This window comes from Paenibacillus sp. EB106-06-01-XG199, assembly GCF_058791575.1.
In genome coordinates, this window is sequence record NZ_JBYTDQ010000001.1 from 718,909 (window position 1) to 733,869 (window position 14,961).

The window sequence follows — 14,961 nt, forward strand, 5'->3', positions numbered from 1 at the left end:
TTTCATTCTTGTTCCACCGCCTTGTACCCTACTCCTCTAATCGTCACAATTGCAAAATCATTATTCTCCCTGAACCGCTCCCGTAGTCTTCCGATATGAACCTCCACAGTATGCGGGTCTGCATTAGAATCAATGCCCCAAATGTCATCCATAATTTGCTGGCGTGTGAAGATGTGTCCTGTATGAGAAATTAATTTGTACAACAGTTGAAACTCCTTCTGTGGAAGAGAAATACTGTTATGATCATACTTGACTGTCATTGTGTCGTAATTCAGCTCCGTTCCGCCAATCATCTGCTTTCTTGCACTGATTAGTTGGGCCCGCCGGAGCAGTGCCTGAACTCGCAGCAGCATTTCATCTACATTCACAGGCTTGACCATATAATCATCTGTTCCCGACGAATAGCCTTTTTTCATATGGGTAAAGGAATTCGCTGCAGTAATCATCAGTACAGGGAGGAAATATCCCGCTTCCCGCAAGGATGCAACCAGCTCATAGCCATCTACATTAGGCATCATGATGTCCGAAATCATTAAATCGATGCTCTCCCGGCTAAGCAGTTCCAGAGCCTGTTCGCCATCAGCTGCTTCAAGCGTTACATATCCATCCCTCTCTAAAACCCTCCTGAAGAGATGACGGAGCTCGGTATCATCTTCCACCACCAGAATCCGGAACATGGCGGGATCACCTCAACTTCACAAATTTATTTTGTATAATCTACACGCTCATTTAAGAAATCCAGAAAATTTCTTAGATTAACTTCAGCCTCTTTGTTGTCCAGCACATCGTAACCGTGCATAAGTATACTATCAGTTGATCCCCAATCATAAATTAAGGAACGGTGATTAACCCCAAGGTCATTCAGCTTATCATCCAATTCATGCGCCTGATACGGGAAAGAAGCGATAAAACCATCAGTGATATAAGCGGGCGGAAAATCCCTGGTCACGTGGGCAATCACATTTGCCTGATTAGCTCCCTTATTATCTTCCAAACTGCCGGCATTAAAGTATCCCCTTAGCAATTGATAGTACATATGGTCAATAGGGAAAACTCCGGAATGACCTGCTCTAGTAGGATCAAACAAAGCAGAACCAAAGTATACTGCCTTAATATTATCTCTGCTGATTACCGGCTCAATTCCCATCTCCTTGGCATATTCAGGGTTTGTTTGAATGATAGAGAATTGACCGCTCATTTGAGCACCAGCACTGCCTCCTCCCAGCACAACCTGATGCATATCCACGCCATACTCTGTACTATGTTTCTGTAGGAATTGAATCAGCTCGCTCATTTGCAACATCGGTGTAGGATATTTGTACTCCGGTGCCAAGGCGTAGTTATAAGAGATAACTGTATAGCCGGCATCCAGCATGGTCTTGGCCATCTTCTTGAAACCCGTGAATTGCGCCACATTCGGGTCGCCGGTAAATTTGTCTCCGAAGATAAACCCGCCGCCATGGGCATAAATAAACACCGGGCGCTGTACAGAGAAATTCTGCTCCGAGCTGTAAATATCAAAGAACCCATTTGGATATTTACTATCATAGCTAACATCATTGGTGTAATAATAATTCTCCTCCCAGACTACAGTTTGGCTTGAAGGTGCCTCAAATGAATTTCCGGACCCGTCTCTGCGCAGGCCTAGAACATAGTCTTCGGGATTGACTGCTATTTTTATCAACCACAAACCTGCGAAAGTACCTGCAAGAACTACTGCTATCTGAATAATGGCGATCAGTTGCTTCATTAACTCCCTGTTTTTCCAGCGTGGAAGCCCACGAAAAAACCTTAGCATGAAATCAAATACACCGATTGCCAGTCCGACTGCCTGGAGCACAATCAATAGAACATACGTGTGTGTGATGACCCAAACAACGCCCAGTATAAAGCCGGCAAATGCTGCAGAGATGCGGGGCCTTTTGAGCCAGATGAACGTATTGTTATCCTTATAGGCCAAAAATGCATATGCAGCCATCTCCACGGCCAGAAGGACCACTGTCATTGTAAATACACTTACTAAATATAAACTAGCTATGCTGGTGAGCCAAATCAATACGCTTAATGTATAGATGGTTCTACGGCTGTAAAAAGCGGTTACCTTCATTCCTGGATTGCCCGGTGATTTAGGTTTTAAGCGGATGACCGTTCGCCTCACTTTCCTTTTATTGATTACATCGTAGCTTATTTACCTCAACTAAACTTCAACAGTTCTTCAATCTGTAATGCAATTAAAAAGAAACCCTTGCACCATCCGAGGATGAACAAAGGTTTCATTCGGTTTCATAATATTACTTTAAATCCTTGTACACCAAATCTTCAATTTTTTTGGAAACATAAGAGCCTGCTCCACCGATATTTGAGCGGTTCAGCATTAATACAACTTCTACTTTCTTTACAGGGTCTATCACCAGATGCGTTCCGAAATGTCCGCTCCATCCGTAAGAGCCCTTTGTCAGCGAGGAGTTTGCGCGTTCCGGATCTTCCCTGACCAGCACGCCCAGTCCCCAGACAAGGCCCGGTACAAATTCCAGGTGCTTATAGGCGCGTTCCTGATGCAAAAGTCTGATCGTTTCCGGTTTCAGAATTCTTGCTCCGTTATATTCCCCTTCCTGCAAGAGCATCTGAGCAAAATGGTCAAAATCTATTGCCGTACTATATAAGCCGCCAGCAGCTGAATAGTAATCTGGTCCGCCTTTAACCAATTCGTCTACATCTTCAATCTCCGGAGCTCTATCAATGGTTCCATTTTCCGATTTATACAATATGGCAAGGCGCGCTTGCTGTTGCCCGTTTAGATGAAAGACTGTATCCTTCATCTCCAGAGGATCGAATAAGTGCTCCTGCAGAAAATCGGCGAAGCCTCTGCCGCTAGCCACTTCAATGATTCTTCCCAGTGCATCAAACCCGATGATACCCGAATATCCGGTCTGTTCCCCCGGTTCAAAATCAGCTGGGAAATCTATAAATTTATGAAAACGCGACTCCAAAGTATCTTCAGGACCGCTGAGTCCTGAAGATAGAAGCAAGCCTGCAACCCCCATACCGAGCCCGCTGGAGTGAGTCAGCAAGTCACGAACCGTCACATTTCTTCGTGCAGGTTCAAGCTTAACGGCGGATAAATCTACACTAGCCGGATTGTAGAGGCTTTCCAGCCCAAATTCGGTTTTACAGACCATCAGTTCACCCAGCTCAGGGATAGACTTTGCAGCCTCGTCGTCCAGCAGAATCTTTCCTTGCTCAACAAGCATCAGTACAGCCACTGCCGTAATAACCTTGGTCAAGGAAGCCATCCGGAAGATGGTGTTAAATTCTACAGGGATTTCACGTTCGATATTCGCATATCCCCATTTATTCTGATAGATAATCGTTTTGTTCTTCCGGACTATCAGTGTGGCACCGGCTATTTCATTGTTGCGAATATACTCTTTCATTTGATGATCGATTAAATGATTATCGCCCATAATCAATCACTCCCTTCAGTTTCAACGTAAATTCATGCACCCCGCTGCCCAGTTGCAGCTGCCCTTGCTCCCCGTCTATCACGGCTTCAGTATTATGCGGAATCTTGAGCTTGTACTGAATCTCATCACCTGAAATGATCCATTTGACATAAAGTTCTCCGTAGATCGTTTCGAGCGTCGTCTCTGCATATTCCAGCCCTTCCGCGGCCTCAGGCCGGATCAGAATTCTCCGGAATCCCGGCTCCAGGGTGTTTATTCCGCCAATCTTTTCGTAGATAAAATCACTGACACACCCGAACGCATAATGATTAAAGCTGGACCCTTTCACATATCCGTCCTGATCTATACCTTCCCACTCTTCCCAAATGGTTGTTGCTCCCTTTTTGACTTGATATAGCCAGGAAGGAGGTGAGTCATTATAAAGCACCCGGTAAGCTGTTTCTACGTATCCGCAGTTCCATAAGGTCTCCAGCAGGAACGGAGTGGACAGGAACCCGGTCTGCAAATGATACTCTTGCTCCACCACCAGTTCATTCAGCCGCTTTGCAAATGCATCCTTTTGTTCACCTTCGACCATACCAAAGGCAATGGCCATAACATAAGCCCCCTGCCATTCCCAGCAAGCTAATTTCCCGTCAGAGAGGTATTCCTCATGGAAGGCTTGATGAATACGGGCGCTTAACGCTTGGTAATACTCAAATTTGTCTACTATACCTAGCTCCTCAGAGACCAGCATCATTGTTTTCGCGGCTCTATAGTAGAAAAGCGAGGCGGTGATTTCTTTAGTCAGCTCCACCCCTTTGAAGGCATCAATCCCCGGCACTTGCCAGTCGCCCCAATGATGGCCTGTGTTCCACAAATACTTGTGGCGGTGCCGGTTCTCGAAATCCATATAGTATTTCTCGGGCATCGTTTCCCGGGCACACTCTTCTGCATAATCCATCCATTTCAGCATAGCGGCGTAATTCTCTTTTAGAAAACGGATATCTCCGTATGCCTTATACATATCCCAGGGCAAGAACACGATCATATCTCCCCAACCGGCCGAGGTCCACCCAGGATTGGGTTCAATTTCGCTATAGGCTTTGTTGTACGGAACAACGATAGGAAGCTGGCCTCTTTCCAGCTGCTCCAGTCTGCACTGTTCAAGCCATCTGGAGAAGAATCCGGCTACATCCATATTGTAAGCCGCAGCCTTGCCGAAAATCTGGGCATCTCCGGTAAAGCCGGCCCGTTCCCGCTGGGGACAATCCGTAGGAATGGATAGCATATTTCCCTTCTGGCTCCATAGAATATTCTTCATCAGTTGGTTCAGCTCGGGATTAGAGCATATAAAGCTTCCCGTTACTGGCATGCTGGTACCGATGACAATAGCCTGGCACTCCTCCGGCTGAAGCTCGTAATCGAGTCCTGAGATGCGCAGGTAACGGAAGCCCTGAAAGGTAAACTGCGGCTCATAAGTAATCGTTGCTGCTTTGGCAAAATTGATCACATTTTTCTGATCATGGAAGGGAAAAGTCGGCATTACGTCATAAAAGTTACCAGTATGATCAAGCTCTTCGCTATGCTCTATGGTTACCGTACTATCCGTTCTTCCTGTAAGCACCAGCCTTTCTCTTCCCGCTATAACTTGTCCGAAGTCGACGATCAGGCTTCCTTCAGTATCTCGGAAGATCTTAGTGGCAGAAAGCACCTCCGTCGCCACAATTAATTTTCCCTTTTGCGGCATCAGCACCGACAGACTGTAATCTCTCTCTACAGTTCCATAGATTTGTCCTTGTCCGGCATGAAGGTCATATACCTCGCCCATTAACAGGTCGGCATACTGCAGCGGGCCAGTGTGTGCCTCAAAACTGCTGTCGCTGACGACGATCTCCGTGGTTCCGTCTTCATATTCAATCTCGGCCTGCATCAGCAAGGACGGTCGTTCTCCGTACAGATGATTATTCCCCGGTATTCCCTGCGCGTGGCCGACATACCAGCCGTCGGCTAGAGTGACCTCCACACGGTTACTGCCTTTCTGCACATCCTCCGTTATATCAAAGGTCTGATAATAGATGCATTTGTCATACGCCGTGAAATCCGGTGCTAAGGCGCATGGACCGGATTTGCGACCGTTGAGATTCAATTCGTAGAAACCGCGGGCGGTAATGTACAACCTTGCTTTCCGGATACCCGCTTGGAGCGTAAACTCCTTCCTGAGGTAAGGAGACTTTCGTAATCCTTGATCTCTTTCGTTTAGCCAGCCTTTATCCCCGTACGGCTTTTGCTTCCAGTACTTTTTGCATTCCACGTCCGCCATGTTATAGAAGTTTTCGTCAGCCTCAATCCATCTGGCTTTCCAGGAACGCTTGTCCTTAAGCCCTGTTTCAAAGCTGGCAGCTGTGCTCCAGGGAAGCCACAGGCCCCGTTCCTGCTCAGTATCCACACATACCTGCACGCGCCAATAATAGACGGTCTTCTCCTGAATCTCATTCAGGAGAAGCGGAACTGCATAGGAGGCAGCACTTTGCTCTTCCCGAGTTATAAGAAGCCGATCATTAGTGAAGCCGGAGACTTCCATTGCCACTTGAATTCTATAGGCTGTTTGCCTTACATTCGTCATGTTCCCGTTCAGTTTCCAGCTTACATAAGGGGAGCAGCATGAGATTCCGATTGGGTTAACCAAATTCTCGCAGCGTAAGTCCATAACTTGCAAGGTATAGCTTTCGTCTCTCATCATTCCGGTTCCTTTCGGTGAATCATGGAATTTGCAAATACACTTTTAATAGATTGAGCGTGCAAAATTGAAGGTCGGCCACAGTAAGCCCTTCATCTCCATTCTTTTCTTCCAGAACAATTGCCGCGACAATATCGTCAATGTTTTGCAGGGAACCAGGCATCTGAAGGTCATTTCCTGCTTTGATGCAAAGCGGGCTTGATGATATAGGGTATTTATGCGTTTCACCTGTTAAATCAATGGAAGTGTACCAGTCGCTCATAACCAAACCGTCGAAACCCCATTCATCCCTGGCGACAGATTGGATCAATTCTGTATGATTTGCTGTATGGGTACCGTTCAGCAAATTATAAGAAGTCATGATGGCTAACGGTCCGGATTCCTTAACGGCAATTTCAAAACCCTTGAGGTAAATTTCTCGCAATGCCCGTTCGCTAACATGCACGTTAGTGAACATACGGTTATCTTCATGATTGTTGGCGGCATAATGCTTCAAGGTGGTGCCGCGTCCCGGATAGCTTTGAACACCTCTCGTCTCAGCAGCCGCGCAGGTTCCAGTAAGCAGCGGGTCTTCGGAGTAGTACTCAAAGTTCCGCCCGCACAGCGGGTTGCGGTGGATGTTCATGCCTGGCGCCAGCCATAGATGAACCTGAAACTCCTCCATCTCCCTGCCGACGATACCTCCGACCGTTTTCAGAACCTCCATATCCCATGATTGCGCTAGCGTAGTCGCAATCGGAACGGCTGTACAATATTGATAATAATCCACGGCTCCTTCAGGCGTTTCTGCGGAAAGCGTGTTCATCTGATCGCCAAACATCTCTCCGCCAGGTAATAATTCACCCTCGATTGTAGTCCGGAAATGTGGTGTTAGACGCAGTCCTGCCGGCCCGTCTGCCAACACCATATTCTTAATGCCCCTGTCTTCGAGTGCAGCCGACTCACCGCCTGCTCCAGGCACACATTGTGCCGCATTTCCGACAACCGCAGCCTGCCCTCTTGAAGTTCCAACGCAAAGACCAGCCATCTCCTGAACGGTAAGCTGTGCTGTGAGCTCTTCTAAGGTATATTTTCGATTTTTTACATCCTCTATCGTAATTTTCACATTTGGGTGCTTGTCACGGAATAGAGGCCTTTGACTTTGATATTCGGCGGTTTCACACCGGATTTGCCCCGGGTCCAAAATAATGATTCTGGCTTGTTCCTTTTCAGCTGCTTCGGAATCATACGAGTAAGGCGCGGCATCCCTTAGCGCCATCTCCTTAAGTTCTTCGCTGTCCCGGAACAGGTTTTTCAGCTGCACCGTCTTCACTGTTTCCGCCAGTGAGACTGACGCTTCGACTTTGGTGTTTCTGGAGTGATTTCCTACCCGTACATAATAATTTCCTGCTTCTAGCACCCATGCTGCTTCCGGTTCACTATATGATGCCATCGCACGTACCGGAAAAGAAAGGTGCAGTACTTCATTTTCACCTGGAGCCAGAAGTCTGGTCTTGGCAAATGCCGATAATTCCTGGTAAGGCTTCTCCAAGGTACCTGCAGGTGCAGAGGTATACACCTGGAGAACCTCTCTGCCTGAATGAAGCTTTCCAATGTTCTCTACTTCGGCGGTAACTGATATAGTCTCCCCGTCTGCTGTAACTTTCAAGGTTTCTATTGTGAATGCTGTATACGATTTCCCATAGCCGAAGCAATAACTAGGCGTAATATTCATCGTATCAAAATAACGGTAACCGACATAAATACCTTCCGAATAATACTCATCGTCCAAATTCCCGTTCATGTGGCTAAAGGTATCTGCGGACGGATAATCCGAATAACTGGCAGCCCACGTATCCGTCAATTTGCCGGATGGGACTGTTTTTCCGAGCAGAGCGTCCGTTACTGCATAGCCAGCGACATTACCGGACTGGCCTATCAGAAGAATGGCGTTAATGCCCTGAATCTTTCTTAGTTCTGTGGTATCGACGACCCCGCCAATGTTCAACAATACAACACAACGGGTATAAGCTTCGGCAAGGAATCGGATAGCTGCCAGTTCATCTGCAGCCAGCTGATAATCACCTTCGGTGCAGGTTCTATCCTTGCCTTCGCCAGAATTCCGAGCCAAAACATAGATTGCCGTATCTGTATCCGATTCTCGAACGTCTTCAGTCGTGATGGGCTGCACAAGAGGTTCCTTAAACGGATTTCCCAAGTAGTAAAGCACGCTTGCGCTTTCTCCTTGCTCGCTTTTCACAGCCTCCAGCTTATCGGAATACTTCTTTTTGGCATCCTTCACCCTCTGCTCATACTCGTTCAGCCAGCTTTTTGTAGATACCTTAAAGCCGGCCGCTTCAAAGCCTTGTTCTATATTAATGATTTTACGGGAATTGACATCCCCCGATCCGGTGCCTCCTTTGACTGTATGTCTAGCCCCGTTTCCGTAAAGGGCGATCCTTTGCGGCGGGCCTTGCAGCGGCAGCGTGCCGTCATTATCCAACAGAACCATACATTCTGCCGCAAGTTTTCGGACGGTGTCCATATGACTCTGTTCCCTCTCACTGATTTCTGCCGATGTAGAAGCATAGAATTTAGCCATTTGAATTCTCCTATACTATAGAATAATTAGCTTAGCCTTACCGGACCAAGCAGCCCGCAGGTATCCAGCGAGGCATAGGTGGAAGCCATCAGTGAAACGGCGAAGCCATCATTCTGCCGGTTGTCCTTTGAACGAGTCCGGTTATTGGTCACACTAATTTCGATACGGTTCGCTCCTTTTCGGATGGCGTTATTTAACTCCAAGCGATATGGGGAAGCTACTGCAGCACCCTGGTATTCACCATTTATCCATACGTCTGCACATTCGGATACACTGCCCAATTCCAGTATCTTGGGCAAATCATCCTCCACTGCAAAGGAGGCCGTATATTTGATTTTTCCAAAAAAATCCGGATACATGCCGGCAGCTCCAATATCAACAAGATGATCAGATGTAAATGACTCAGGCGATGGCTGATCATTCAACGATTCAAAGGAAACCTCCCATTCCGTCTGAAATTCAACCATAGGCAGATCCGCGAACAGCGGGGCTTCCTCAAACTCCTCTCCAAACAGGAAAATCACGGATTCAAACTGGCCAAGTCTTAATTGAATTTCGGTACAGCCGTCCTTAACGCTCACTTTTGGATTATAGAGCCGGTTATTCATTACATCATATAGCCTTACCGGCTTAACGTTGGGGATCGAGACTGTCGTTTCGATGTCTTTTACCGGTTCTTCATTGTGGAACATGTAGAGATCAATATGCTCACGCTTGTAATGCAGATAGCGCAGATAATGCTGGGAATTAGAAAAGCTTATTTCATAGATGCCGGCTTGACGGAGCTCCTCCGCAAGCTTGCTTAGCGGGACCGCTTTGCAGGAGAACAGTTCTGTCGGTAGTCTACCATTATTCTCGCAATAGCCTTCCGGATACTGGTCTACAAAGTAAATCGGGAATTCAGCCTCCAAGGCTTCTTTAATGACCTCAACAAGGACACCTGGAATACGCTGGCAGTAGGGAATGACCAGAGCACTGTACGTTTCCTTATTAATCTGGAGTTTACCTGACGATATGCGGGTTCCATAGTAATCTGTATCGATAAATACATCCTTCGGGATCACGTCATAGTCGATCTGATGGGTAGCCAGTTCCTTACCGGCCTTATGGAAGTATTGGAATTCGCCGCTCCACTCCGCATCAGCATGATAGAGGACGGCAACCGGGGCCACATGCTCCCCGCCATTCAGGATATGGCACATCCGGTCGGTGTATTGATTAAGCATCCGGGAAAAAGCGAGATCAAGCTCCAACCCGGACTGTGCGGGAATGAAATGATTAATTCCGTTTACGAGTAAGTGATCGATAACAAACTTGCGGAGCTTGCTCCCTGCAATATCCCCGTATAAGCCCAGCAGCTCACATATGCTTTTTCCGCGTTTTTTCGGATCAATATGGCTGGCGGAGGAACCCAGCTTGGCAAGACCATAATGGTAGAATTCTCCGTCGCCATCGGTTGCGCCATACCAGCTCATCCCCGTATCATCGAGTCCAGGCCAAAGCTGCCCGCCAATTAGATCAATTCCTGCCATATGCTGGCCTTCCATGACCCGGAAGATGTTGCCGGTACCGCAGCCCAGGCGGGTATGCGAATTCTCATCCTCCAGGACATGGCCGATATAAGTAATGCCTCTTTCTTCACACCACTTGTATACCTGGCCATTGTAGTTTTTGGCAATCAGTTCAGTAATAATGTCCATATAGGCATGTCTAACAATAGAGGTCCGCTCTCCGCAGTCATACCAGAGGCTTGGCAGCAGCTCTGGCAATTTCGCACCCAGCCGTTCCTCCAATAATTCCGGGACATCCTTATTCCAAGGCAGCGGTATAGTCATTCCCCTGTGAGTTTTACCCGGCAGGCAGTCGAATGCATACCCTCCCAAATTCCCAAGCTCCGGTTCATCATAGAAAAAGCCCATCCAGGTTTTGCCGAGCTCCTCCTTTAAGTACTCGTAGTGTGGAGCATGTACGGCATCAATCTGCACACGAACAGACTCTTCGTCCAGCAGATTCATGAAGTGTTTTCTGCCGCCGCTATAGGTTTCAATAAATACAAAAATCCGCCAATTCCCAGGGCCCAAATCGGTTCTTAACACGCCGTCCTCCACCCTGCTGGTAAGGTCGATGAATGAAGCAGGATCATATCCCTCTCCATCGGAGGATTTGGCAACAGCGACCGTACACAGAAACCGGTTGGGAAGATCACTCATGTAGTTCAGTGCTTCCAGCACATTACCTTGTACAGCTCTTACAAGCTTATCCACGGATATATAAGCATCCTGAATAGGCCCTCTGATATCCATATGTCTTTCTGCAATGAACTTCTTGCTTTTTTCGCGATGCTCAGGTGTTTGAAAGGCGCCATTAGCAGACCCGGTAGGAAACGGGGCAGCATCCTGCATCCAGAACGTCATACCGAGCTCCCCGCATATCTTAGCAACATAATCCAGCCGTTCCCACCATAGCTCATCAAACTTTGTCGTTGCAGTCAATGATGTGCTTGTCTTGTCATACTCAAGCACCATTGAGTAAATCCCGTGCTTGTACAGCTCCGTGATACGTTCTCTTAAGCTATCTTCTGTATCTTTGTCACTGATTTTAAAAAAGGGCTGTTGGTAATGCAGGCTTTTCCCTGTGATTGCTTCTTGTATCAGCCGGTCCATTTGATCACTCCCCCTGACATATATGCGGTACTTCCTTAATAGTACCGCTCGCCCGGGGAGGGGGCTTGCAGTTAGGCGACTCCTTTGTTCTGCTTTCCCGACTTTTTTTATTATTGGCCCGGGCAGTTTCGATTTTTATGGCGGTACTCTATAGGACTGCATTTCATATATTTTTTAAAGATGGTAGTAAAATGAGAAAGATTCGTATAGCCTACAGAACCAGCAACCTGACTGATTGGCATGTCCGTCTTGACGATGAGCTCTGCAGCCATCCGGATCCGTTCCTGAAGCAGATATTCAGAAATGGATAAGCTCGTTTCCCGCTTAAAGATTCTTGACAGATAATCAGGATTCAAGAAGGATTGGGCAGCGATCTTATCCCGGGTCAGTTCGTCATCTTCCAAATGCAAAGAGATATACTTTTTAACTTTATCCACGACACTTTCTACCTCCGCATGTTTCAGCGCCTTATTAATTACATGCTGCACCCACAGCTTCATATCGGCAACGGAACGGGTAGAGTTCCCTGAAAGCTCCGCAGAAGCAGGGTCACTAAACAGCTGGTGTGCTTGGATGCCTTTTAAATTCAGCACATAATAGATCATCTGCATCAGATCTATTTGCAGCTTATGCAGAAGTTCGGCACTCATTTGGCCGCTGGGGACAAGCCGCTCCAGATAATCCGTGATCTCGCTGATGAGTGTGTCTTTCGCACCTTTTTTCAGCAGCGCAGCCAGCAGCTCCATATCAGGCAGCTTGGCAGCTCTCGGCTGTATTGTGTCTGTTTTAAGCAGAAACACCTTGTTGTTGTAGGCGACATTGCTGCGTTCCAGCGCTTTTAACTGCTCGAACATCCCAACGATCTCATGGACATGAACAGGTGTTCCGATATAGCAAGAAATATCGCAGTAAAAAAAGTGATTGCAGGATTCAATGTAAGCATTGCACCTTGTTTTTAGGGTGCCTATTAAGCCTGTAACTTCCGGTTCTTCGGCCAGAATAACCAGCATGCGGTTAGGATCCAGCGGGACGACGCTGCCAAACTGGGATTCGGCAATGATCATTTCAACTGCTCCGTTCTTAAGCGCATACTCCATGATTGCCCTGTCCCTTAACGTCATCTCTTTATGCCAGCGCTGTACACTAAGCAGCAGCGGAATAAATTCCATCTGCTCAGAGTAGGGCAGATTACGTTCTTTCATCACTGCCGAAATCGCCTTTTGATTGGAAGGAACCGTCTGCTGTAGTAAATCCAGCCAGAATTTCTCGATCATCAGCGGATGATGCTGGGTCCAGAATTTATGATAATGATTGAACTCGCTCGTCTGGCTTAATTTATGGATGGCCTTCTCTATCGCTTTCTCAAGATCAGCGGTTGGAACCGGCTTCAGTAAGTAATCCAGACTCCCTAGTTCAAGTGCTTCTTTGGCATAAGAGAAGTCTGCATGGCTGGTAATAATAATGGTTTCGGTTGCAGGATGATGTTTCCTAACCCATGCCAACAACTCAAGACCGCTTCCCTGCGGCATTTCAATATCGCATAACATTATATCAACCGGGTGCTGGGCAAATAGTTCTTTTGCCTTCCGGATGGTATAGGCCGTGTATACTTCAGTAATATTCAGTTTCTCTTTATTCAGATCGTACAGCAGTCCATCTACGACATGCATCTCGTCATCCACAATCATCAGGTTATACAATGGTGTCGCCTCCTTGCTTGTTCACCGGTTTCTTTGGCAGCATAATCTCGACAACAGCGCCGTGCGGCATACGGTTGCTGAAGCAGATCTTGGCGTCATGATCATACAGCAGCCGGATCCGGCGTTGAATATTCCATATCCCTGTATGCTCCCCTTTTGAATTGACTATGGATATTCCCTGGCTGATCGCCTGGAGAACGTGCTCCGGATATCCTTTTCCCGTATCTTCAATACGAAGAATGATGAAAGGTTTCCCGCCGGCTTCTATTATATCGACATCCAGCGAAATGCAGACAGGCTCATCCAACGTCACTGCGTGCTTCACAGTGTTCTCAAAGAAGGTCTGAATAATGAGCGGAGGAACCTCAACATCCTGAACATAATCCGGCACACGGATCGCTGAGGTGATGCTTCCCGGAAATCTTAATTCCTGAATTCGTAAATAATTGCGGCTGTGCTCCAGTTCATCCCGTAAGCTTACAAACGTAGAATTTCCCCGGAAAATAAAGCGGAAATGCTGGATCAGACACATCGTCATTTCCATCATCAGGCTGGTTTTATTCATCTTGGCCAGATTATATAGAATGGTTAACGAGTTCATAAAAAAGTGGGGATTCATCTGCAGCTGCAGCCTGAGCAGTTCTTCCTTTTGCTTGCTGAGCTGTTCCTCGTACACATCTAGCTTCAGCTGGCGAATTTCATCGACCATTTCGTTAAAAGTATGATTTACAATCTGAAATTCATCCGTAATCGATGCGGTTTCGACTTTGGTCGTTAAGCTGCCGCTGCGGATACGCTTCATGGCTGAGAGTAATTTGCTCAGCGGGATCAGAATCGTTTTTCTCAAATAGAACAAGCCGAGCGGAATGAGCAGCAATGTTAATAATGGTAAAGTTAACAACACCCGTTGGAGAGCTGGCAGACTTTGCAGAATTTGCTCATCCTGTATAACAACAATCAAGCTGAAATCACCATTAGCGGAATGCTCGCCCACGACAAGATACTTCAGCTTGTCTCCTGTTAAATCATATCCTATATGCTGTAGAGGGAGATGAATTCCGCTCGTTTCTGCCAGCTGTGCGTTCGTAATCGGGCGACCTTCATCATCTGCCAGCAGCACACCTCCCCGTTCGCCCAATTCTAATAATAGCAGCGGAGTTACGAGCTTATTGGCCTCGATAACAGCCGTTATATACTGATTGGAATACTTGAGAGTTTGGATCAGAAAATAACTGCTGCCAACCTGTTTGACTGTCCAGCCAAACGTATGATACTCACCAGGTGTCTCTTGCGCGGCTTGTACGCGGATAAAATCATACACTTGGACTTTTTTATCATAGTCAATGACTTCCTTGATCACATCAATGTACTCATCACGGGACTTGTTATATACAAAAAAGGAGCTTGCCGCAGGATACATATTGATATCGTTGGTCATTCTGTTGCTGAGCATTAACTTGGACAGAGTATAAATGTCGTCCGATGAGGTTTGGGCCATCGCAACAAAGTCCTGATTAAGCGCAACGACATTGTTCATGTAGATTTCAATATTATCCATACTGTTATCCATCTGTTTCATATACATTTGTGTCATCTGATTATAGGACAGGGCCACCTGATTCCGTACGACTCCGATTGCATAGAAATTGCTGTATATCAGCATAGCGATCATCGGTAATGTAAGGAGAAACACACCGAATATCAGCTTAGCCCGGATTGTATGATGAAATTGGGTCCATTGTTTCATTGATGCCATCAGGTCAGCCTCCGCCTTGAAGTTAATTGCAGATAATCTGCGTATAAAGGCAAAAAGTCCACTCGGCTGAAGATATTC

Annotated in this window: 8 protein-coding genes; all 8 read right to left on the minus strand. The window is 46.8% G+C overall.

Annotation, left to right across the window (positions count from 1 at the left end):
• Positions 1-2 precede the first annotated feature (2 nt).
• The 8 genes from AC3WT9_RS03550 to AC3WT9_RS03585 all read right to left on the minus strand — a co-directional run bounded on the left by AC3WT9_RS03550 (position 3) and on the right by AC3WT9_RS03585 (position 14,883).
• Positions 3-677, minus strand: a complete 675-nt coding sequence (locus AC3WT9_RS03550; protein ID WP_492407306.1) for a response regulator transcription factor — start codon at positions 675-677, stop codon at positions 3-5.
• Positions 678-703: 26 nt separating this feature from the next.
• Positions 704-2,158, minus strand: coding sequence for an alpha/beta hydrolase (locus AC3WT9_RS03555; RefSeq protein ID WP_492407307.1), 1,455 nt, complete (start codon positions 2,156-2,158; stop codon positions 704-706).
• A gap of 133 nt (positions 2,159-2,291) precedes the next feature.
• Complete coding sequence (locus AC3WT9_RS03560) at positions 2,292-3,464, minus strand: serine hydrolase domain-containing protein (protein ID WP_492407308.1); 1,173 nt, start codon at positions 3,462-3,464, stop codon at positions 2,292-2,294.
• Positions 3,454-6,186, minus strand: coding sequence for a family 78 glycoside hydrolase catalytic domain (locus AC3WT9_RS03565; protein WP_492407309.1), 2,733 nt, complete (start codon positions 6,184-6,186; stop codon positions 3,454-3,456). The genes AC3WT9_RS03560 and AC3WT9_RS03565 overlap by 11 nt, the downstream gene beginning before the upstream one ends.
• Before the next feature lie 19 nt (positions 6,187-6,205).
• Positions 6,206-8,764, minus strand: a complete 2,559-nt coding sequence (locus AC3WT9_RS03570; RefSeq protein ID WP_492407310.1) for a glycoside hydrolase family 3 protein — start codon at positions 8,762-8,764, stop codon at positions 6,206-6,208.
• 26 nt (positions 8,765-8,790) lie between these two features.
• Positions 8,791-11,427, minus strand: coding sequence for a hypothetical protein (locus AC3WT9_RS03575; protein ID WP_492407311.1), 2,637 nt, complete (start codon positions 11,425-11,427; stop codon positions 8,791-8,793).
• A gap of 110 nt (positions 11,428-11,537) precedes the next feature.
• Positions 11,538-13,127 carry a response regulator transcription factor gene (locus tag AC3WT9_RS03580; RefSeq protein WP_492407312.1) on the minus strand — a complete coding sequence of 530 codons (1,590 nt, stop codon included), beginning with the start codon at positions 13,125-13,127 and terminating at the stop codon, positions 11,538-11,540.
• A complete protein-coding gene (locus tag AC3WT9_RS03585) occupies positions 13,120-14,883 on the minus strand; it encodes a sensor histidine kinase (protein ID WP_492407314.1) in 1,764 nt (587 codons plus the stop codon). The genes AC3WT9_RS03580 and AC3WT9_RS03585 overlap by 8 nt, the downstream gene beginning before the upstream one ends.
• Positions 14,884-14,961 lie beyond the last annotated feature (78 nt).